Raw genomic sequence first — 23116 nt, forward strand, 5'->3', positions numbered from 1 at the left:
AAACATTTACAGATAGTGTGTTGTGTAACAATGCACAAATACACTTAATATATTTACTAGGTATATCCGCAATTAAACAATTACTTATAGCTAATTCAGTGGTTAAAAGGAGCTAACATGCTTAAAAAGTGCATTACCGCAACTGCTTTAATTTTATTATTATGCGCCTGTACAACAGAAACAGAGTCTAATTTAGTAAAAACAAAAGGAATTTGGGCAGGCTTTGAGCTGGTTTCTGACGGTAACCGCACGCGTGTTAACGCAGAACTAAATGCGGGAAATGCTAATGGCTCAAACATTGTTTTAAGCGATAGCGACTCATTGCAAGCTGTTGTTAATAACACTGCTATTGTACTTACAAAAGATACCGACTTTTTAGACGTTGATTACCAAGCGTATATAAATGCTACTGATGATAACCAACAGTTTGATATAAAATTTAAACGAGACGATGGCATAAATGCGAATTCAGGTGTGGAACTACCTTTAAATTTTATTATTTTAACCCCGAGTAACAACCAAACTTTTAGTATTAATAGTCCCCTTACAGTTCAGTTAGATGGCACTGATCCCAATAGTACTAGTCAAGTAGAACTTAGCAGTAGCTGCACTAACAATAATAATGAAACACTTTTACAATCAATGCTTTTTGCGCTTAGTACTTCGCGCCTTGAAATAGATTTGCAAAGCTTAGATATGTTTAGCAGCTCGCAAGTAGATCAAAGTAAAACGTGTAGTTTAACAGTTAGTGTAAAGCGTGAACGACTAGGTAGTATTTCGGGTGAGTTCGCAAACCAAAGTTATATTAAAGCCCAGCAATCACGCGCTATTAAAAATATGACTTTAACGTTTTAATTTGCACGCTAATTTACTCAGCGTTAAGCTACGCCTTTATTAAGTAATTTTACCAATTGTAATTGCCCTCCTTATTTATAGGAGAACAAATAACAGTTGATATAAAGGTTTATTATGACTAACAGCACATACCCTATTGGCACACCAGGCAAAAAATGGAATAACAACGATAAAGCCCAGTGGTTAGCACGCCAAAACATTAAACGCAGTTACCAAAACGAAGTCGTTACGCTAATTAATGACCTTAAAAGCACCTTAGATATAGAGCAATACGGCGAGCTTAATTACGCCGCTGGTACTTACCCATTATATATATTAAAAACGCCTAACTTTAATGCCAATAAACCAACTGTTTTAATCACAGGTGGTGTACATGGCTACGAAACCAGTGGCGTACATGGCGCACTTAGATTTGCTAAAACATCCGCTATGCAACACTCAGAGCTGTTTAATATTGTTGTTGCGCCCTGCATTAGCCCTTGGGGATATGAAACTATAAACCGCTGGAACCCTGATGCTATTGATCCTAACCGCTCATTTTACGAAGGCAGCCCAGCACAAGAGTCAGCAGCTATTATGGCGTTTGTAAAATCACTCAATGTAGACTTAGTTGCTCATATTGATTTACACGAAACAACCGACAGCGATAACAGTGAATTTAGACCCGCACTTGCTGCCCGTGAAGGCACAACAAACACTAATTGGAACATACCTGATGGGTTTTATTTAGTGGCCGATACCAATAAGCCTGAGCCTGAATTTCAAAAAGTAATTATCGAAGATGTAGCAAAGGTCACGCACATTGCACCGAGTGATGAAAATAACCAGTTAATAGGCGTCCCTCAAGAGCAATTTGGCGTTATTAATTACGCAGCACGCGATTTAGGTTTGTGTATGGGCTTTACAGATGCACCCTATGTAACCACAACAGAGGTATACCCTGATAGTCCAACAACCACAGATGAAGAATGTATTTTGGCGCAAGTAGCGGTTATTAAAAGCGCCCTTAACTATATTAAAGCACTTTAATAAGTTTGCAGCCGCTTGTACCCTCTTGGCTGCTAAACGAAATTTAGATAAAAAGCTAATTTAGGAGGTATTAATGGAATACAAAAATAAAAACGGACACGTTAATTTATCGCTTGAAAATAATATAGTTATTGCACAATTTAGCGGAAACCTAGAACTTGAGCTTTTAAGTAATTTTAAAACAGCGCTTTTTGAAACCATTCAATCATTTAAAGGCGAGAAATGGGGTTATATAAGTGACTCATCAAACGTTGTAGCTGCAACCCCACAGGCCGAGCAAGAAATGGTAGCCATAAGCCACAGCATGCAGCAAAACAACTGTTTAATTAGCGCGTTTGTGCTTACATCACCTATTGCTATAAGCCAAATGCAACGAATAATGCAAAACGCCAAAAGAGACGTTACTTTCAAAGATTGTCTTTTTGATAATCTAGAATCTGCAAAGCATTTTATTTTAAATGAATTAAACAATGACTTGAGCTAGGTAGAGCTCAAGTCGTTGTTTATATAGAGCTTATATACTGTACTAATTTTTATAAAATTGGCTGTCTTTGGTTATAGTAATGCTGGCATCTTCTTGCGCTGTTACTATAAATTGTAACTTACTCACTTTGTGCGCAATATTGTAACCATCGGCTGTTACAGTAACGGGGACTCTTTTCATTGCACCTGGCTGTATAAGTGTAGAACTTGGACTTGAGAGTGTTGCTTCTGGCAAGCCCTCTATGGCAATACTGTAATGCAGTGCTTGCTGCGTTTTATTAATAATAGTAAGTGTATAAGGGTTTTCTACCAGGCCCTCGTAGTTCACTCTATAAAGCGCATTCCTATCGCGTAGTACTGAGGCTTCTATTGGTGTGCGTTGCAGCATCCATGCAAACATAGAAATTATTAACAAAGCCGTTAATGCGCCGTATCCTATTAGTTTTAATCTAAATGGATTGGTTTTTTTGCCTTCCATTTGTTTTTCGCTGGCGTATTTAATTAAGCCTTTTTGATAACCAAATTTCTCCATGGTATCGTCGCAAGCATCAATACATAAGCCACAGTTTATACATTCATATTGTAAGCCATTTCGAATGTCTATACCTGCCGGGCAAACCTCTACACATAAGTTACAGTCTACACAGTCACCTAAGTTAAGCTCTTTTGGATCGGCTTTGCGTTTACGCGGTCCACGACTTTCACCGCGCTTGCTATCATAGGTAACAAGCAACGTATCTTTATCAAACATAACAGCCTGAAAACGAGAATACGGGCAAGCAATCGTGCACATTTTTTCGCGTAAAAACCCTGCATTACCGTAAGTACAAAAAGCGAATAAAAACACCCAAAAGCTCGTAATACCTGACCATTCAAATGTAAGCATTTCCATATACAAACTTTTTGCTGGAATAAAATACGCCATAAACGAGGTGGCGGTTAAAACTGAAATAATAATCCACGCACTGTGCTTAGTTATTTTTTTGCGCCAAGTACTTAGCGTCCACTGAGATTTATCTAATTTAATTCGCTGATTTCGCGTGCCTTCTATGCGCTGCTCTACCCACGAAAACATGAGCATCCATATTGTTTGCGGGCACGTGTATCCACACCAAACCCGACCAAGCCAGTTGGTTACAAAAAATAACGCAAAAGCCCCCACCATGAATAGCAGGGCTAAAATCATAAAATCTTGAGGAAGGAGTGTTAAACCAAAAATAGTAAAGGTTTGCGTTGCCACATCAAGCAGCACAGCTTGTTGACCGTTATATTGGATCCACGGTATTGCAATAAAAGTTAGCATTAACAGCCAACCTAAATTACGGCGTATGCGCTGAAAAAATCCTTTTTGCTCGCGGATATAAATTGGCCCTTCGGTGTTATAGGGCTTAATGATCATGTCTTCTTCTTTAATATCAAACTTCATAGTACTTGCTTCATAATGACGGGTATTACGCAAGCATTTGCAACTTTCAGACCAAGCTGAAAATTTATTTACATTATTGATATTAAACGGTTTATTTCAAAGCAATAAAATAAAATTCGCGACACTAAACGCACTTCGCGATATATCACGAATCTTTAGCAATCCCTAACTTTCGCATTTTTGAGCGTAGTGTACTCTCAGGTAAGCCCAATTTAACTGCCGCTCCTTTATCACCTGATATTTGCCAGTGCGATAACGCTAGAACAGAGGTTATATGCTGCTTTTGCGCTTCATCGAGCGTAAGTGAAGGATTAATAACTACTTCACCACCCGCTTGCAAAGGCTGACTTAGCTGAAGTACCGCTTGATTAGATAAAATAGCTTCGCGTTCAAGTACATTTTGCAGCTCTCTAATATTGCCTGGCCAATCGTAAGCCTGCAGCTGCGTAATTGCTTTTTTACTTAGCCCTTTTAAATTTTTCCCGAGCCGTTTATTTAGCTGCGCAATCAAATTAGCGCATAAATAAGGAATATCTTCTTTTCGATCTTTAAGGGCAGGTACTTTTATAGGAAATACATTGAGCCGATAATACAAATCAATTCTAAACGTGCCTTTTTGTACCATTTCCCACAGGTCGCGATTAGTCGCTGCAATTACTCTAATGTTTACTTTTAGCGTGTTGCTGCCACCCACACGCTCAAACTCTTGTTCTTGCAGGACTCTCAGTAATTTACTTTGCGCCTCAAGTGGAAGCTCTGCTATTTCATCTAAAAACAAGGTGCCTTTATCAGCAAGTTCAAAGCGCCCTTTACGGCGGTCATTGGCACCTGTAAACGCGCCCTTTTCATGGCCAAACAATTCCGACTCTAGCAAGCTCGGTGTAAATGCAGCGCAATTTACTTTTATAAAGGCTTGCTCACTACGTTTGCTTAGCCTATACAAGTTACGGGCTACCAACTCTTTACCCGTGCCATTTTCGCCAAGTATAAGCACTGTGCTGTCGGTTTCACTTACCAGTTTTATTTGATCTAACATGGTTTGAAATATATGGCTTTGTCCAACTAGCCCTGAGTCTTGCCAGTCTTCGTTGAGCTCTGCAATTAAGTAGTTGTTTTCATCTTTTAGCTGCTCACTTAAGTGCTTTACTTGAGTAAGTGCCTCTTGCAGTGCATTTTGTGTTTGCTGTTGCAGTGATATATCGCGAAATACCGCTACAGCACCAATTAACTTATCATTTTGATAAACCGGTGTTGAAGTGTATTGAACTGCAAATGAGCTACCGTCTTTACGCCAAAAAACTTCATTTTTAACTTCACGACGCTTTCCGTCAAACATGGTGCAGTAAATTTGGCATTCATCTGCGGGATAAGGTGTGCCATCAGCATGAGTATGGTGATGATATTGGTGTATTTTTTTACCTAATAGTTCCTCAGCGCACCAACCTGTCATGCGCTCAGCGGCAGGATTAACAAACACCGCATTACCCGATAGGTCAAAACCGTATATGCCCTCACCTACTGCGTTTAGCAATAATTTAGGATCGTTTAAAAATTGTTTTATCATAAATACACCTCGCGAAATATCGCGAGCATTATGGCAATTTTATACACTAATTGCACTCATTACTTAAAGTGCACTTACGCGTAAGTTAAAAAGCTATAAATAGTGCTTAAATAACGTTTTTACATCTATTTTTGCACCTAGCCTTGCGGCTATTAAATAAAGTCCTGCAAGTTTTCGGTGAATAAATAACGCATCAACGGGCGGTGTATGCCATTGCTGAGATTGCGCACTAAGGGCAAGCCCTGCATTTTTAATTTTGAGCGCGAGTTCGCTATTTTTAAAATCAAATTCCCCTTCTGCTCTTAGTGGCTCGCACGCCATTAAAAATAAATCAATGACGTTGTTTTTATACTCGTCAACTAAGTCATTTTTAAAATAACCTATGTGTGATGCCGCTTTAAGTACACCTTCTCGGTTGTTTTCGCTACCCGCTTTAAATAAGGCTAAGTACGCTAAGCTAAGCTCGGTTGATATTTCTCGCGTTGCACCAAAATCAAATAAAACAATTTTTTGTGTATCAAGCTGATAATGAAAGTTGGCAAAGTTAGGGTCGGTTTGAATTAATTTAAATTCAAACATTTCTTTAAAAAACAAATCAATCAGTTGCTCTGCAACAAAGCTTTTTTGACTATCTGGTAGCTCTGTAATGCTCTCAATAGGTTCTGCTTTTATATACTCCATAGTTAGCACTTGTTGTGTGCTGTGCTCTGGATATACGTTGGGTACTTTAAAGTGGGGATTAGTTGCTAATGCATTTTTATAACGTATTAAGTACTGAGCCTCACGTTTATAATCAGCCTCAGCTAATAACTGTGCCTTAGCCTCACCAATAAGTGGTTTAATATTAAGATCTTTTGGCAATAATCGAGAAATCGTTAATAACGAAATAACGTTATCGACATCACTTACTACACTTTTTGCAATACCAGGATATTGAATTTTAACAGCAAGCTGATCGCCATTTTCTTTATAAGCTAAATGAACTTGCCCTATAGAAGCCGCTGCAAAAGGCCTTAGCTCAATGTGAGAAAAACGCGCTAGCCACTCATCCCCCCATTGCTCTTTTAACACTTCAACAAGCTGCTTATGAGGCATTGGATTCGCGTCTGAGCGCAGTAAAGCAAGTAACTGAGCCAATTCAGGACTAAGTAAATCACCGGCATCCATTGAAAGCAATTGCCCTAGCTTCATCGCAGCGCCACGTAAATGAGATAGCTGTATAGCTAGTTTTTCAATGTTTTTAGGTTGTAGCAGTAAGCTTTTATTGTCCCAACCTTTACCTGTTAGCGCGCTCTTAGCACCATCAACTAACATGTTGGTAGCAACACCTGTGGCAAGTGAGCCTAATTTTGCAAAGCGAGAAAGCCTAGAAGTGGGAACAGTACGAGGAGCCGCCATAATATTAAAACCTAATTAGCCTGAAAGTCAGGCTAATTAATACGTATATTATAAGTAGGTAGATCTACTTATAGACGAGGTACTAGCTTAATTGCACCTTCAACCACTTTCATATCAAGTGGAAGCTTACTAAGTAGCATCATTTTAGGGTCATCCATATTTAGAGTATAAACAGGGTTAACCGCTAAAAAAGCATTAATCACATCCATTGCTTGGCTATCAAGTGCACCTAAATTACCTTTGAAACCACCGGCATCAACACTCGAATCAAGTAATTTAATATTACGTAAAAACACCGCTTTTTTCTCACTGTCGTAAAATGGGCTACCTTCAATTTGTAGCTTTAAACGCACTGGGTATTTAAGTGCGAATGCATTAATTTCAGCGCTTGAATCAGCACCAAGAACAACAACGTCGCGGTTATCAGGCCCAATATTTACACTTAAATCGTTTACATCAAACTGAACCGGCAAACCCATTAAGCTTACTTTTTCACTTAACTTTGGTAATTGCTTACCCAGTACAGACTCAACCTCAGAGTTAGTAAATGAATATACTGATATGCCTTGCGTGGTATTACAGGCAGTTAAAAATAACGCTGCAATAATAACTAAAATTCTCATGAGAACCCTTTTGTTTATAAATTAGTGGTACATAAAAAAGCCGCTATTAAAGCGGCTTAGTAAAATAGTAACCAGCACATATTATGCTGGTTTTATTAAGCTGCAAGTGTCGCTTTAAGTCGCGTTAGTGTGTCAGGTTCAACTGAACCGTCACTGAGCGCTAATAACTGTTTTAAATAATAGTTTAAATCAGCATGATCGCCACGATGTTTGTCATCTAGCATGGCTACTTGTTCTGCCATTCTAAGTGACTTATCGGTTGAACTTACGTTCGCTAGTATTTCCATGCGAGTAATAAGTTGCTCTTTACTTAATGTTGTTTTAAGCGGTGCTTGATACTGACTTGGTAACGCTTCATTGTTTTCAAGTGCAGTAATTAATGCATCTAAATTAGCTTGCTCAGATTTACTTGTAAGCAATGCAAGTTTATCTTCAATAGCAGCTAGTAGCTTAGTAACCTTTGGCGCTAACGATCTAAATTGCGTGTACCCTTTCACTTTTGTTTCTAGGTCGTGCAACTGCGCTCTTTGATTAACATCACTAAGTGCTGCTTCAAGCTCAGCAAGTTCTGCAATTGCTTGTTTATCTGACTCGTTTTGCTCGAGCTTTTGCTGCTCAAACTCACTACTACGCTTAGTAAATGTTTCATCGTTATACTGACGAAACTTTTGCCATAACGCATTTTCAGCTTTTAAACCAGCAAAGCCAATGGTTTGCCATTGCTGCTGCATTTGCTTCAACTCTTGGCAAGCAACGGCTAAATCATCGCTTAGTGATAATTGCTGCGCTTTTTCTACTAGTTCATTTTTAAGTGCTGCATTACTTTTATGAAATGCGTTTAATAAAGCCAGTACTTGTTGTTGCTCATTTTTATAACGATCGTTTAGTGTACGGTATGTTTTAGGGTCAACTTTACCCACACTGCGCCACGCTTTATTTAAACGATTGTATTGGCTTTCATATTGTTTCCAATCAAAGTCATCCTCAGCAGTTGGCTGTAAATGGAGCGCATGCATGTCGTTAATAATACTTTCACGTTGTGCTTTTGATGCTTCGCGTTGTACTTCTTGCTCTGCGAAGTAACTACGGCAAGGCGCAAATAACAGCTCGATCTGTTCATCAAACTGCACGCCTTGTTGCTTTTCTTCATCTGTATCTAAACGACCTAACTCATTCCAACGTTTACGTAGCGCTTTTACTTGCTCTGCGCGTTGTTGTGGGTCTGTACACTCTTCGCTTACTAATGCACTTACTTCTTCTAATAAAGCTTTACGCTTTGGTGCTGCAGCGTATTTTTGCCAATCTTTCGCATCTGCAAGTTGCGCTTCAAGGTCTGCTTTTATGTTCACAAGTGGCTGCTGATATTGCTCAGTAAGTGTATTAAATAACTCTTCAAAGCCTTTAAACACGCCAAAAGCAACATTAAAACGACCTTCTTCAATTAGGCGCTTAACATCACGAGCTTTGCGCTTTGCTTGGCTTTGGTTTTTTTCAAGTGGCTTAACTAGCTCATTCATTGGTGCTAAAAATTGCTTTTTATGCCCATTTAACTGTGTTTTAAAGGTACTTTGCAGTGCGCCATCTAAAATATTCAAATGATTACGCGCTGCTTTAAAGCCATTATTAAATTCAGTTAGAGTTGCATCGTATTGTGCTAAATCCTCTGCTGGCTTAATTTCGCATAATGCTGCAAAAGCGAGTTTGTACTCTTTAATAGCCGTTGTTAGCTCGGGTAACTTAGCAACTTGAGTAAATAGTTTTTCTAACTTGCTTACAGCGAGTTTTGATTGTGCATTATTAGCAAGTTCTGTTTCGCTAATAGCTTGCTTAGCTTGCGCTACTTTTGCATCAAGCCAATCTTGTTGAATTTGCTCTGGAGTTTCAAGACCAAGCTGTAAGGCATTTTCAATTTCTTCACCTAAAGCTTCAAGTGTTGCAAGTGCTAATAATTGACGCTGTTGTTGCGCTAATTGCTGCTGCTCTTTGTCATGTACCGCTTTTAGCTGTTCAATGTGTGCATCTAACTTAGTGGTAATCGAAGTGTATTTTTCATCAAGAAGCTTTACACGTTCATCACTTAACCATTTAAGCTCAAGTGCTTGCCACTGGGCCATTAATTCGCCGGCTTGTGAATTTACAACACCAAAATCTGTTTTTTCACGTAAAGCATTTAACTTAGCTAAAATAACACGTGTTGCACTTTCAACCTGAAGTGGCATTTCAATTGCTAAACGCTCATTTTCAATATGCGTTTCAAGTGCTGCTTTTGCATCACCTTTTGCATGTTTTACTAATGGCTTAATTAATTGATGGGTAATAACAAGTTCAACTAACTGAGTTTGTAGCTCTTCGCTACCTTCTTTAAATGCTTTTTCTACTAATTTTGGATTTGCTAAACGTTTTAATAATTTAACGCGTACTTGCAGTTCTTTTTCTGCAAATGCTAACTTTTCGAGTGTTTTAACAGGTGCAAAACGCTCTATGTATTCACTTTTGATTTGCGCTGTTAGTGTACTTTCGCTATTTAAAACAGCATTAGATATTTGCAGCTCTGCTATATCTTTTAATGCTTGATCTTGTTTATACGCTTTCCACCATAGCGGCAAATTGTTTACCTTTTGCAGCGCTTTACGGCGAATTTCAGCTGAGCTATCTTCAAGTGCTAACGTGTTTAATATGGTTGCATCACGTTCAATGTCTAATTTTTCGATAGCATCAAGACGTACTTGTTGCTTTGGGTGTTTCCACTTAGGTGTAAAAAGGTGCTTAAAGATCATGTTCACTAAACCTAGCTATTTCGTTGTCTGATTTGAATTCTTTTTGTAGTTGAGCTTTTGTCTTTTGGATCATTTCACCATTAGCACCAATCGTAAATTGCTCGTTTGATTGAGCCACCTTTGCTTGATACAACATAACCAACTGCACTGTTTGTTGCTTTTGTTCATCTGATAAAACGGTACCGTCTGGCCACTTGCCAGTAGAAGCACCGTATTGTAAGCGTTCGAATAATTCGGGAGTAATATTTTGTACAAGATTGTCGATGTTCATGTCATTTTTTCTTTTTTAGAGTCACTAAAATAATACGATTTATAAGGTACCAGATACAGCCTATGCCTATTGCGGCAGTGTAAGCATACCACTGAAGTGTTTCTTCTTGCGGTTGTAAAAAGTACAAGCAGAAAAAACCACCTAAAAATAAGATAAGCGCCAAAAAGGAGTGATTTATAAACATCTGCTTTTTTTTAATTCGCTGTTCGCGCTGAAGTTGTAAAACTTGCTCGTCGTTTAGCTCTGCAATGTTGCTTTCGCAATGCGGACATTGCTTATGTTTATCTGAAATTGATTTTGCACATTTTGGGCAACGAATAATCGCCATACTTCTCTCCATACTACGCATAAAAAAAGCGCCTTTCGGCGCCTTTATTGTACTTGTTTTATTTCTCGTTGTCTTTTTTGAATTCAAACCAACAACTGATTTAGGGGCTATAATTTTCTAAGTTGCCCACTAAGTTTAATTACTCAGCGTCTTTTGACTGTTTCTCTAAACGCTTTTCCCAAAACGAGGCGTTTTTAATCCCTAATTTAACTGGGTCAAATGTGATTTTTCCGCCTTTTTTCTTCTGATCCTCATAATCGCTCAAACATAACAAAGCTGGCTTAGCTACAAAGAAAATAGCTAAAATACCCAATATGTTAATCCAAGCCATTAAGCCAACGCCAATATCTCCAATAGTCCAGATATAACCTGAATTATTAACCATACCGTATGCAACCATGAACATAATCACAAATTTCACAAGGACAAGCGGGATATTGCCTTTAAAGTAACGATTTAAGTAAGCAATATTTGTCTCTGCAATGAAGTAATAAGCAAGTATTGTGGTAAAGGCAAAGAAGAATAATGCAATACCGACAAATGCTTGTCCAAAGCTGCCAAATACACTAAATAAAGCCATTTGAGTAAAGGCTGCTGAGCCTACTTCAGTCGCTGCATCGACATTTTGTACAATAAACTGTCCTGCTGGTAAATCACCCACAACATTATATTGCTGCGTTATTAAAATCATTAATGCTGTTGCAGTACACACAAAAATGGTATCAACATAAACCGAAAAAGCTTGTACTAAACCCTGTTGAGCTGGGTGATCAACCTCTGCAGCGGCTGCAGCATGAGGCCCACTACCTTGGCCAGCTTCATTAGAATATATACCACGCTTTACGCCCCAACCAATAGCGGCACCAAAACCAGCCTGTGCAGTAAATGCATCACTAATAATTAAATAGAATATATCAGCTACTTTATCTAAATTTAAAAATACCACGATTAATGCCAGTACTATGTAACCCAGTGCCATAAATGGCACTACTACTTGCGTAAAGTTTGCAATACGCTTTATACCGCCAAAAATAATAAACGCTAAAACAATAAGGATGATTGCTAAAGCGACTAACTTAAAGCTACCTACGTCACCAAAGCTAGTAGTAACCATGTTGCCACTGCCAAACACTTGGGTAAACGCATTACCTACTGCATTTGCTTGTACACCAGGTAGAAATACACCACAGGCAATAATCGCCGAAACAGCAAATAAAACAGCTAGCCACTTTTGCCCTAAACAACGGTCAAAATAATACGCTGGGCCACCACGGTATTGCCCGTCTTCTTCTGTTTTATAAATTTGGCCTAAAGTAGACTCTGCGTATGCAGTGCTTGCACCTAAAAATGCAACAACCCACATCCAAAAAATAGCACCTGGCCCACCAAAACCGATAGCTGCTGCCACACCTGCGATATTACCAACGCCTACGCGTCCAGACAACGATACTGCAAGGGCTTGAAAAGATGAGATACCTTTATCAGACGTGTTAGGACTAAATAATAACTTACACATTTCTTTAAAATGTCTAACTTGAGCAAATCGAGTTAATACTGAATAAAACAAGCCTGCGCCTAGGCATAAATAGATGAGTGCATTACTCCAAACAACATCATTAACAGCACTTACAAAAGCTTCCATGGATATCCTCTATAGTTATATTTATTATTTTTAATTACGAGACTCTGCTTTAGCTACTACGCTACATAAGCTTTACGAAATAAGGTTTTACCTCTCCCGTCCCGACTCATGATTTAATTAATCTTAACTTAAGTAACCTAACTTTGTTAACACTTAATTTTCAAAATATATAATTACACGCTTGGCGAAAGGCATTACATCTGTAGTATTTAAATGAAAGTAGATTGATTTGTACCGATACGGTGATGATACGCAGCGAAGAAGCGTTGAAAACGTTTTAAGAATAAAGCTGCTATATGATTATTATTTTTTTATACAAGGGGTTTTATTAAAAGCAAAAAGGGTATCAAAACTATTGATACCCTTTTAGATAAACGTTTTATCTTAAATCATCAACAACATTAACAATAGCCGCTAATGTATCTTGACCAAATTGATACGAACGACGATCTGACCAGCCGTAATCTGGATCCGGTAAAGCGTTGTTATCTTTAAATGGCATTTCAATTGTGTACGTTAATGCTTTGAATTCTTCAGCCGTAGCTGATGAACCTACCGTTAGGTTAGCTTGACCTGACTCATCTTTTGGATAGCCATGCTCATCTTGAAACTCAGGTGTAATAGTTAAAAGCGCAGCTTTAAAGCTATCTTCTAAACCTTTTAAGCGTTCATCGTAACTTGGAATACCTTCACTGCCTGCCACAAAGTTATATGGGATAGCTTCATCGCCGTGTATGTCTAAGTGCATATCTAAGCCAGCTTCGCGCATTTTATTAAGCACTAAGTAAACCTCAGGGCTATTTTCCATGCTTGGTGTTTGCCATTCACGGTTTAAGTTAACACCTTTAGCGTTAGTACGAAGATGTCCGCGTGCGCTACCGTCTGGATTCATATTAGGCACAACGTAAAAAACTGCTTTTGATAGAAGCGCAGCTGCATGTGGGTCTTCGTCATCAAGAAGTTTGTGCAGTAGACCTTCAACATACCACTGCGCCATTGTTTCACCTGGGTGTTGACGTGCTGTGATCCAAATGGTTTTCTTGTCTTCACTTGGCTCACCAATTTTAAGCACACTCATATCGCGGCCATCGAGTGTTTCACCAAGCGTTATTAATTGGCAAGCGCCTTGGCTTTGTGCCCAAGATAATAAATCTAAATGGCGGTCGTAACTGTATGGCGCAAAGTAAGCAAAATATACGCTGCCGCACTCTGGTTCAATTTCAAAGCTTAATGTGCCATTTTCATAGCTTGATGGTACACGAAACCATGTTTGGCGGTCATATGATGCAACGGCTTGGTACCCTTCCCAACCATCTGGGTAAGCTGATTTATCAAGCTCATTAATATTTAACTTATGCAATTGGTAAGGTGTTGTTTCAAGACGAAAGTGAAACCACTGATAAAATTCAGACTGGTGATCTTTATTAATTTCTAATTGAATATTTAAAGGATCGGTGGCTTCAATAACTTTGATATTACCACTGTCGAAATTGCTGCTGATTTTCATGAAAAAACCTTTAGGTTGAATAAGTTTATCTGCTTATTAATTCACAGAACTGACATTATTTTATAAATAGTAAAACGAATGTGCATCTTCTTAATTAAAGCCTATCACAAGGCATACGCTTTAAAAATAATACACGACCAAAAAAGCCAGCAACATGCTGGCTTTTAAGTCACTGCAAATAAATTAGCGAGGTAAGCTTGGGAATGACACTTCGGCCATATCGCGCATACAACGAACTACCTGGCAGCTGTAACCAAACTCATTGTCGTACCATACATATAAAACAATACGGTTATCTTCAACAATTGTTGCTTGTGAATCAACAACACCTGCGTAACGGCTACCTACTAAATCGGTAGATACAATTTCCGTTGATGCAGTGTAATCAATTTGATCACGTAAGTCTGAATGAAGTGCTGTATCGCGTAAAAATGCGTTTAGCTCTTCAACTGATGTGCTTGTTGCTAAGTTAAGATTTAAAATAGCTAGCGACACATTAGGTGTAGGTACGCGGATTGCGTTACCTGTTAACTTGCCTTCAAGCTCTGGTAATGCTTTTGAAACCGCTTTTGCAGCACCTGTTTCAGTAATTACCATATTGAGTGCTGCGGCACGGCCACGGCGCTCTGCTTTGTGGTAGTTATCAATAAGGTTTTGATCGTTCGTGTACGAGTGTACAGTTTCAACATGGCCATTATTGATACCAAACTTATCGTTTAATGCTTTAAGCGTTGGTGTAATTGCATTGGTTGTACAGCTTGCTGCACAAACAATTTTATCTTCAGGTAAAATATCTTTGTTATTAACACCATATACGATGTTTTTGATATTGCCTTTTGCAGGAGCTGTTAATAATACTTTTGCAGCGCCCTTACACTCTAGGTGCTGGCCAAGGCCCGCTTCGTCTTTCCAAATACCGGTGTTATCAACAATTAATGCATTGTCGATACCGTATTGAGTGTAATCAATTTCGCTAGGAGAGTTAGCGTAAATAACTTGAATGTAGCTACCGTTAGCTTTAATTGCATTGCGTTCTTTATCAATCGTGATTGAGCCATTGAATGGACCGTGAATTGAATCACGACGCAGTAAGCTTGCACGCTTTTCAAGATCCCCATCTTTACCACCACGCACAACAATAGCGCGCAAACGTAAATCTGAATATGGACCTGATTTTTCAATTAATAAACGCGCTAATAAACGACCGATACGACCAAAACCATACAATACTACATCGCGTGGCTCTTTCGCTGGTGAGTCTGTTATTTCTGCAAGTTCATCTTTTACAAACTCTTCTACTGAACGACCTTTTGCGGCTTCAGTGAACAAATAACTATATGCAAGCTTACCAATATCAATACGTGCTGAGTTTAACTCCATTTTGCTGATAGCTTCTAAAAATGGGAAGCTTTCGCGCAAACGTAATTTAGTGCCTTCAAACTGAGCAACGGTTTTGTGAGATTTGATAATATCGATAGTACTGGCATTTACGAGAGGACGGCCATATACAGCGATTTCGATACCACGATTACGGTAAAGCTTACCAATGATTGGTTGCATGCTTTCTGCGTAATCTTGGCGCTCTTGCCAACTATTTGTGTATTCTAACTCGTGAGATGAGGTCATTTTATTTACCTAAGTTTATCATTTTGAACGGATAGCCTTTAAAAATGCACTATATTTTGAGAGTAATGCACTTCAGGCAGGGCTATTCTAATTTAAACTGAAGTTATTCTCTACTGTTAGGCGTTAAATGATTGCGTTAGAATAACAAAGTAAATATTCATTTGGGGTTAAGGAATGCTTAAAAAAGCAAGTGTACTATTGGGTTTGCTAACATTGGCAGGGTGTGAAGAACCGTTAACACTCGCACAAGTGTGCAAAGAAACACCTGGCTTTTGTAGCGACTTAAACAAAGACAGTCACTGCAAGGATGAGCGTTCTGATGTAATTATCAAACGCTACATAGAATACAAAGACCCTACTGATGAAAATAAATACCAATTACTCAAGGACTTTGAATCTTATAACCAATGCATAACTTTGGCCGCTAAAATTGAACATATTAAGTTAAAAGCTAAAAAAACGTCACGTATTGATGGTCAATTAACGAGTATTAAAGAAATGACTCGGTTATATCAAGATACCCAAAATACAAACCACCCAGGTTTGCTCTACTACCAATGGTCACGAAATAACAACCAAAGTGCGTTGACTAAATTATTGGCTATAGAAAATGATAAAAGTGTAACGCAAAGTGCCGAAATGCAATTTTTTTTAGCATCGTACTATATTAAATTTGATGATGAAAAAACCATTGATTTACTTTATAAAACTCTAGAGCTCAATAAAAAAGACAACATACCGAATCCGGAAGTGTATACATCACTTATTAGTCTTTTTTATAAACATGATAAGTTTAAGCACGCATATATATTTTCTAAAGTAGCGCAAATGTCGGGGATTGAAAATATTGATGTATTTGAAATTGAGCAGAAATTAGTCGCAAATGGTAAAAGCTTAGATAGCCTAGATGTACTTGCAGAGCAAACATTTCAGCAAATAATGGCAGGTGATTTTGTATCTCCTCGAGAGTTTTAATTTATAATCGCAAAAATAACCTAATACCAATCTGCTTATGTATGGGGTCTATTTAACGTTAAGGAAATTACGCTAGAACTAGGCAAAAATTTTGTATCTAGTTGTTCTAGATAAAAATATTTTAACGACGTTATAGTGTTATTTAATTCGTTAAATTGATCAAAGATTTATGCAGGTTGGTATAATTTAATAACTAGGTTATTCAGGCAAATAAAAAGGCAGCTTACGCTGCCTTTTTTTATTTTGCTTTGCTTGTGCCCACTTCTACGCGGGTTTTAAGCTTTTGACCTGGTCGAAAAGTCACCACGCGACGTGCCGAAATAGGAATATCTTCGCCTGTTTTCGGGTTGCGGCCTGGTCTTTCTTTTTTGTCTCGAAGATCAAAGTTACCAAATCCAGAGAGCTTAACTTGCTCACCTTTTTCTAGCGCTGAGCGGATTTCTTCAAAAAACGCTTCAACTAAATCTTTGGCATCTTTTTTATTGATCCCGAGCTTTTCAAATAGGTGTTCAGCTATGTCGGCTTTAGTAAGCGCCATATCTAGTCCCTCAACGATGCATTAAACTGTTCGGCCAATTCGGCCACCACGTTATCAACTACTAGATTGATATCTTTCTCTTCGAGTGTTCTATCAACCGCTTGCAGTGTTAGAGCAATCGCCAAACTCTTATAATTTGGCTCAATACCTTTGCCCTTATACACATCGAATAAGTTTAGGTCAACCAATTGATTTCCGCCAACTTTTTCGATCACGCTTAAAATGTCGCCAGATTTAACGCTGTCTGCCACTAAAATCGCGATGTCGCGGCGATTTGAAGGGAATTTAGACACCCCTTCGGCTTGCGGTAAATTTCTTTTTTCTATTGCTGACATTTCAATTTCAAAAACAAAAGTTGCGTTGTTGATATCTAACGACTTTTGAGCTTGAGGATGTAAAGCACCAAAAAAACCAACCTTTTTACCATCAACATATATTACTGCTGATTGACCAGGGTGAAGTCCATCTGACTGCTCGGCTTTAATTTCAAAGCGAGTAATGTCATTGGTAATTGCAAGTAAGGCTTCAACATCACCTTTTAAATCGTAAAAATCAACATTGCGTTTTTCTTCAACCCAATGTTCACCATTTACAAGACCCGTAATAACACCGCCAATAACCGGTACTTGGTAAACACCATTTTCTGCACTTTCGTCGCTTATAAATTTAAGACCATGTTCGAATAAACGAATACGAGGCTGTTGGCGATTTTGGTTATACGCTACAGACGCTAATAAACCCGGCATTAAACTTACACGCATTGCTGACATTTCAATTGAAATAGGATGCGGTAATACCATTGCTTTACACTCTGGGTGTAAAATAGCTTGTGCTTTAGGGTCTACAAAGCTGTACGTAATTGCTTCTTGGTAACCACGAGTCACTAACGTATTGCGGAACTTGCTAAGCGCAATAGTTGCTTCGTTATGTGTCGTCATTTTAAGTTTTGCAGTTGGTGCAACATTTGGAATGCTGTTGTAACCGTAAACACGTGCTACTTCTTCAATTAAATCTTCTTCGATGCGAATATCAAAACGGTAGCTTGGTACGTCCGCACTCCAGCTTTCATTTTCTACTTTAACATCAAGACCTAAACGCGTAAGAATATCTGTTACTTTAGCATCTTCAATATGATGACCAATAACACGGTCTAAACGTGCACGACGAAGACGTACTTCAGTCACTTTTGGTAGTTTATCAGCCGCAACAGCTTCAACTACTGGACCTGCTTGACCACCCACAATTTCAAGAAGAAGTGCTGTTGCACGTTCCATTGCATCGTGTTGTAGAGCAAAATCAACACCGCGCTCATAACGGTGTGAAGCATCAGTGTGTAAACCGTAGCTACGTGCTTGTCCTGCAATTGCTACAGGATTAAAAAATGCGCTTTCAAGTAATATATCAGATGTTTTATCTGTAACACCTGATTGCTCCCCACCAAAAATACCCGCAATTGCAAGTGCTTTATTATGATCGGCTATCACAAGTGTTGTGTCGTTTAATTTAGCGGTATTACCGTCTAATAAAACAAGTTCTTCGCCTGCGTTTGCACTACGAACTTTAATACCACCTTCAATCGCATTTAAATCAAACGCGTGCATTGGGTGACCAAGTTCAAGTAATACATAGTTAGTAACATCAACTACAGGATCGATAGAACGTACGCCACTACGACGTAATTTTTCAACCATCCAAAGTGGTGTTTCAGCATCAAGGTTAATGCCCTTTATCACACGGCCAAAGTAACGAGGACATGCATCTTCGTTAACTAGCTCAATTGATACTTTGTCATCAATTGTTGGCGTAACCGCTGGGATATCTAATACATTTACGTCAATGCTATTTAAAACACCTACTTCACGAGCAAGGCCTTTAATACCTAAACAATCACCACGATTTGGTGTTAAGTCAACATCTATAATATTGTCATCAAGACCTAGGTAGTCACGTAAATCAGTGCCTACTGGTGCATCACTTGGCAATTCCATAATGCCGTCGCCTTCTTCGCTAATACCTAGCTCAACAAAAGCACATAGCATTCCGTTTGAAGGTTGGCCGCGTAGTTTGGCTTTTTTAATTTTAAAGTCACCAGGAAGTACAGCGCCCACAGTTGCAACAGCAACTTTAATACCTAAACGACAATTTGGTGCACCACACACGATATCAAGTAGCTCATCGCCACCTACGTTAATTTTGGTAACACGAAGTTTATCTGCATCAGGGTGTTGACCACATTCAACAACTTCACCAACAACTACGCCATTAAATTTGGCAGCAGCAGGCTCAACACCATCAACTTCTAGACCAGCCATTGAAAGCTGTTCCGAAAGAGCTTGCGTATCAATAGCAGGATTAACCCACTCTCTTAACCACTTTTCACTAAATTTCATTTTATTGTTTCACTCTTAACGGAACTGGTTCAGGAATTTTAAGTCATTTTCGAAAAATGCACGCAAATCGTTTACGCCATAGCGCAACATTGTTAAACGCTCTACACCCATGCCAAAGGCAAAGCCGGTGTATTTTTCTGGGTCAATGCCCACAGACTTAAGTACATTGGGATGTACCATGCCGCAGCCTAGTACTTCTAACCACTTACCGTCTTTACCCATAACATCTACTTCAGCTGAAGGTTCTGTAAATGGGAAGAATGAAGGACGGAAACGAATTTCCATATCCTCTTCAAAGAAGTTACGTAAAAAATCATGCAAAATACCTTTTAACTCCGTAAAGCTAACATCGGTATCAACCATTAAACCTTCAACCTGGTGGAACATTGGTGTATGTGTTTGGTCGTAATCGTTACGGTATACACGTCCAGGTGAAATAATGCGCAGTGGTGGCTGCTCAGTTTCCATAGTACGAATTTGCACGCCACTAGTTTGTGTGCGTAGTACTAATTTAGGATTGAAATAAAAGGTATCATGATCAGCACGTGCTGGATGGTGCTCAGGGATATTTAGCGCATCAAAGTTATGAAAATCGTCTTCGATTTCTGGACCAGATTTAACTTCAAAACCTAACTCACCAAAAAAGCTTTCTATACGCTCAATAGTGCGCGTAACTGGGTGTAAACCGCCGGTAGGCATAACACGTCCTGGCAGAGTTACATCTATAGTTTCAGCAGCTAGCTTTTCTTCAAGTGCTTTACTTGCAAGCAATTCACGCTTTTCGTTAATAGCAACTTGCACATCTTGTTTAGCTTGGTTTATAACTTGGCCTGCTTCTTTACGTTCTTCAGGTGCTATTTTACCTAACGTTTTAAGTAAGCTAGTGATTTCGCCTTTTTTACCAAGGTAATTAACCCTGATATCTTCTAACTGCGCTATTTCACTGGCACTGGCTACCGCCTCAAGTGCTTGCGCTAATATGTTTTCTAAGTTCATTCGATACCTGATCTTTCACAGAAGGTGATTGCTTAAGAGCGTGTTGGCCTTTCAAGATTGCTTTACAACAGTGTGGTTGGTTATTAAATAAGGTTAAGCATTGGACTGTAGTTTCCTACATAAGTGATGCAATAACGCTAAATAAAGACCAAACACATGCAGTTTGAAGTGTTTATCTCGGAGGCTACGTTCTTTGTTGTTCGGGTTTCGCATATAAATACTACGCTAAAGCCCTCACGACGCGATTAAAGCACTCTTAAATTAAACAAATTCCAATCAGGAAAGGTAAACACGCTCTGATAATAGCTTATGATAACTGAAAGCAGGGTCTAGATTCTAGACCTACTACAGCTTTAACGTTGATTTTATAAAAGGAATAGTTAATTTTCGCTGTGCAGCCATAGATGCATGATCTAATTCGTCGAGTACATCTAATAAAGCTCGCATATCACGGCTTAAACGGGTTAATAAAAAGCGTGCACACTCATCACTTAATTCAAGGCCGCGCATGTGAGCGCGCTTAACAAGCGCTTGTGCTTTATCGTCATCACTCATAGAACGAATTTGAAAGGTTGTTCCCCACGTTAGACGAGACTCTAAGTCAGGCAGAGATATATTGAGCATGCTAGGAAGTAAATCAGCAGTTACTACTAACATTTTACCGGGTTCGTTAAACCGGTTAAAGAAGTTAAATAGTGCTTTTTCCCACGCATCATTCCCTGCAACTAAATGCACGTCATCAATACATAGAACATCAAGCGCTTCTAAACCGTCTAATACCATGGGTCCAAAGTCAATTACTTCGCGCATAGACAGCAACATATTAGATAAGCCACGCTCTTGTGCTTTTATGCAGGTTGCATATAAAAGATGAGACTTGCCCGAATCACCTAAACCACATAGGTATGTATACTGAAACGTTTTTGCTAATTTGGAAAAGCTATCTTTTAGGTGATTAACCTCCAAAGAGTCTTCTCCCCCAAAATACGATGCAAATGTTTCGTCATCCGGTAAAGTAACCGGTAGTGCCATTTGCATCGGCTCAGACATTAGCATTATGGTGTTACCCATTGATACTCTAAGCTATTTTTATCAACAACATGATAAAATGCGCGTGGATCCTCATAATCTTTAAATGAAGAGTCTAACCCTAACCCTTTTTTAAGATCACTCAAGTTACCAGTATGATTTAATTTAAATTCAACAAATTCCGGTGTTTTACGAACAATTTTGACTTGCGTAACAACACTTATGCTCAATAATCTTCGTTTCGCTAATTCTATATCAACAAAACTTTGTGTGCCTTTTAGCGTGAGCGTAGCAGTTGCTTGTTCATAATAAGCATTTGGGTCAATTGCATACTCGCTTGCAAGGCCTCGCGCTAAGGTGTCAATCATCTGGCTAACTATTTGCTGCTTATCGCCCGTTAATCTATTTGAATCAAATTGATCATCATTAGTAAAACGCCAATCTAAAATCCAATTTTCGCTATCAGCTTCTTTATACATTCTTGCTGTAATACTTCGCTCAGCACTGTAGCGTCTAGAGGCCTCTTCTACTGGTTCAGAAAAGTTACCCCATACCTCAGGAATACCTACTAGACGTCGATCTTGTAAATCAAGTAATGGAACAACGACAGGTAAACCACGACGCCCTGCTTTGTCATAAATTAACTGCTCTAACTGCGGGTAACTTTCTTGTGTTACTAATTCTCTGCGCCAATTGTCTTCAATACCTAACCATATTGCGACTAATGGACGTTGTACTCCCCATAAAGGTAAGTTTAACTCTTTGATTAGCGCGTTGATCTTTCGAGCTTCAAATTTAACAACGAGTTTCAATTGTCCATTTGCTCTCTCGTCATATTCAAACTTAAGCATATAATCAGAAATATCTTTAGTACGTTGCTGCGCTAACTTATTTTGATCCGCAGTTTCATCACCGCTTACTTTCACTAAAACATTAAGCAAAGCTTTTCGACTCGCAGCTAATCGAGTATCTCGTGTTTTGTCATCCACTTTTAAAATATCTTGATATAGATCAGTTACTTCAACTGCCGACACAGAAAAACAAAATAAAATGGATATGGCGCTAATTAATAATCTATACACAGGCTGTTAGTTCTTGGTTTTAAACTGATTTGATCCTAAATCAAAGACAGTAACAAAGCAAAATTAAATTTGTTATCTAAGGAAATGAGAGTAATTAGCTTTTATAAAAAATAAAAAAGATTAAATTAACTTCAGGAGTCGCTAAGCTCACCCGACCTACGTGATGGTGTTGATGTGAATGTGTGTTAATTGCGCGCATTTCACTTTTCTTCAGACGTAAAAAAGCCCGACTATTTCTAGTCGGGCTCTCTACAATTTGAAGTCGGTGCGGGATGTCGTAGTGCCCACAGCGGTGGAGAGTCACAGTGAAATGCTACACTCTCTTTGTGTCTTGAGTCGCTGCGCTCGCCCGGCCTACGAGATGGGTGTTGCTGTGAGTGGATGATAATTGCGCACATTTTACTTTTCTGCAGACGTAAAAAAGCCCGAATCGTTAGATTCGGGCTTTCTAAAATTTGAAGCCTGGTAATGTCCTACTTTCACATAGCAAATGCTACACTATCATCGGCGCTGTTTCGTTTCACTACTGAGTTCGGCATGGAATCAGGTGGGTCCAAAACGCTATTGTCACCAAGCA

General features: G+C 38.8%; 19 protein-coding genes and 1 rRNA gene. 4 read left to right on the forward strand and 16 right to left on the reverse strand.

The annotated features are described in order from the left end of the window. The first annotated feature begins 117 nt into the window (after positions 1 to 117). The 3 genes from H5089_RS19535 to H5089_RS19545 all read left to right on the forward strand — a co-directional run bounded on the left by H5089_RS19535 (position 118) and on the right by H5089_RS19545 (position 2368). The gene (locus H5089_RS19535) at positions 118 to 855 is read left to right on the forward strand and encodes a hypothetical protein (protein WP_182712922.1); all 738 of its coding nucleotides are present in this window, start codon (positions 118 to 120) and stop codon (positions 853 to 855) included. 114 nt (positions 856 to 969) lie between these two features. Further along, the gene (locus tag H5089_RS19540; protein WP_182712923.1) at positions 970 to 1884 is read left to right on the forward strand and encodes a M14 family metallocarboxypeptidase; all 915 of its coding nucleotides are present in this window, start codon (positions 970 to 972) and stop codon (positions 1882 to 1884) included. Positions 1885 to 1957: 73 nt separating this feature from the next. Beyond that, complete coding sequence (locus tag H5089_RS19545) at positions 1958 to 2368, forward strand: hypothetical protein (RefSeq protein WP_182696237.1); 411 nt, start codon at positions 1958 to 1960, stop codon at positions 2366 to 2368. Between the two features lie 42 nt (positions 2369 to 2410). Here the strand turns inward: H5089_RS19545 and ccoG are convergent, their stop codons facing one another. The 10 genes from ccoG to H5089_RS19595 all read right to left on the reverse strand — a co-directional run bounded on the left by ccoG (position 2411) and on the right by H5089_RS19595 (position 15529). Then, positions 2411 to 3793: a cytochrome c oxidase accessory protein CcoG gene (gene ccoG, locus H5089_RS19550; RefSeq protein ID WP_182712924.1), complete on the reverse strand. Its 1383-nt coding sequence runs from the start codon at positions 3791 to 3793 to the stop codon at positions 2411 to 2413. 145 nt (positions 3794 to 3938) lie between these two features. Then, complete coding sequence (locus H5089_RS19555; RefSeq protein WP_182712925.1) at positions 3939 to 5357, reverse strand: sigma-54-dependent Fis family transcriptional regulator; 1419 nt, start codon at positions 5355 to 5357, stop codon at positions 3939 to 3941. A gap of 93 nt (positions 5358 to 5450) precedes the next feature. Next, entirely contained in the window at positions 5451 to 6755 is a 1305-nt protein-coding gene (locus H5089_RS19560) for an AarF/ABC1/UbiB kinase family protein (protein WP_182696239.1), read from the reverse strand. A 68-nt stretch (positions 6756 to 6823) separates the two neighbouring features. After that, on the reverse strand, positions 6824 to 7378 hold the full coding sequence (locus tag H5089_RS19565) for a DUF1439 domain-containing protein (RefSeq protein WP_002960677.1): 555 nt from the start codon (positions 7376 to 7378) through the stop codon (positions 6824 to 6826). A gap of 95 nt (positions 7379 to 7473) precedes the next feature. Continuing rightward, positions 7474 to 10155 (reverse strand): DUF349 domain-containing protein, encoded by a 2682-nt coding sequence (locus H5089_RS19570; RefSeq protein ID WP_182712926.1) that lies wholly within the window; start codon positions 10153 to 10155, stop codon positions 7474 to 7476. Next, positions 10145 to 10426 (reverse strand): YeaC family protein, encoded by a 282-nt coding sequence (locus tag H5089_RS19575; protein WP_007378333.1) that lies wholly within the window; start codon positions 10424 to 10426, stop codon positions 10145 to 10147. Before H5089_RS19575 ends, H5089_RS19570 begins: the two co-directional genes overlap by 11 nt. A 1-nt stretch (position 10427) precedes the next feature. Continuing rightward, a complete protein-coding gene (locus H5089_RS19580) occupies positions 10428 to 10754 on the reverse strand; it encodes a hypothetical protein (RefSeq protein ID WP_002960680.1) in 327 nt (108 codons plus the stop codon). A 139-nt stretch (positions 10755 to 10893) separates the two neighbouring features. Then, positions 10894 to 12396, reverse strand: a complete 1503-nt coding sequence (locus tag H5089_RS19585; protein ID WP_002960681.1) for a sodium:alanine symporter family protein — start codon at positions 12394 to 12396, stop codon at positions 10894 to 10896. A gap of 379 nt (positions 12397 to 12775) precedes the next feature. Further along, entirely contained in the window at positions 12776 to 13903 is a 1128-nt protein-coding gene (locus H5089_RS19590) for a carboxypeptidase family protein (RefSeq protein ID WP_182712927.1), read from the reverse strand. 183 nt (positions 13904 to 14086) lie between these two features. Then, the gene (locus tag H5089_RS19595) at positions 14087 to 15529 is read right to left on the reverse strand and encodes a glyceraldehyde-3-phosphate dehydrogenase (protein WP_002960684.1); all 1443 of its coding nucleotides are present in this window, start codon (positions 15527 to 15529) and stop codon (positions 14087 to 14089) included. A 174-nt stretch (positions 15530 to 15703) separates the two neighbouring features. On the opposite strand from H5089_RS19595, the gene H5089_RS19600 reads away from it, so the two are divergent. After that, complete coding sequence (locus H5089_RS19600) at positions 15704 to 16504, forward strand: DUF2989 domain-containing protein (RefSeq protein WP_024596170.1); 801 nt, start codon at positions 15704 to 15706, stop codon at positions 16502 to 16504. A 238-nt stretch (positions 16505 to 16742) separates the two neighbouring features. Here the strand turns inward: H5089_RS19600 and ihfA are convergent, their stop codons facing one another. From ihfA to rrf, 6 genes are all read right to left on the reverse strand, one after another. After that, positions 16743 to 17042, reverse strand: coding sequence for an integration host factor subunit alpha (ihfA, locus tag H5089_RS19605; protein WP_002960690.1), 300 nt, complete (start codon positions 17040 to 17042; stop codon positions 16743 to 16745). Positions 17043 to 17044: 2 nt separating this feature from the next. Then, complete coding sequence (gene pheT, locus H5089_RS19610; protein WP_182712928.1) at positions 17045 to 19432, reverse strand: phenylalanine--tRNA ligase subunit beta; 2388 nt, start codon at positions 19430 to 19432, stop codon at positions 17045 to 17047. A gap of 15 nt (positions 19433 to 19447) precedes the next feature. Next, a complete protein-coding gene (gene pheS, locus H5089_RS19615) occupies positions 19448 to 20428 on the reverse strand; it encodes a phenylalanine--tRNA ligase subunit alpha (protein WP_039486289.1) in 981 nt (326 codons plus the stop codon). Between the two features lie 345 nt (positions 20429 to 20773). Continuing rightward, positions 20774 to 21484, reverse strand: coding sequence for a DnaA regulatory inactivator Hda (gene hda, locus H5089_RS19620; protein ID WP_182712929.1), 711 nt, complete (start codon positions 21482 to 21484; stop codon positions 20774 to 20776). After that, complete coding sequence (locus tag H5089_RS19625) at positions 21484 to 22539, reverse strand: DUF2066 domain-containing protein (protein WP_182696243.1); 1056 nt, start codon at positions 22537 to 22539, stop codon at positions 21484 to 21486. Before H5089_RS19625 ends, hda begins: the two co-directional genes overlap by 1 nt. A 460-nt stretch (positions 22540 to 22999) precedes the next feature. Then, positions 23000 to 23114: ribosomal RNA gene (gene rrf / locus H5089_RS19630) — 5S ribosomal RNA — on the reverse strand. Positions 23115 to 23116 lie beyond the last annotated feature (2 nt).

The sequence above is a fragment of the Pseudoalteromonas sp. SR45-1 genome, from assembly GCF_014163655.1.
Taxonomy (GTDB): domain Bacteria; phylum Pseudomonadota; class Gammaproteobacteria; order Enterobacterales; family Alteromonadaceae; genus Pseudoalteromonas; species Pseudoalteromonas distincta.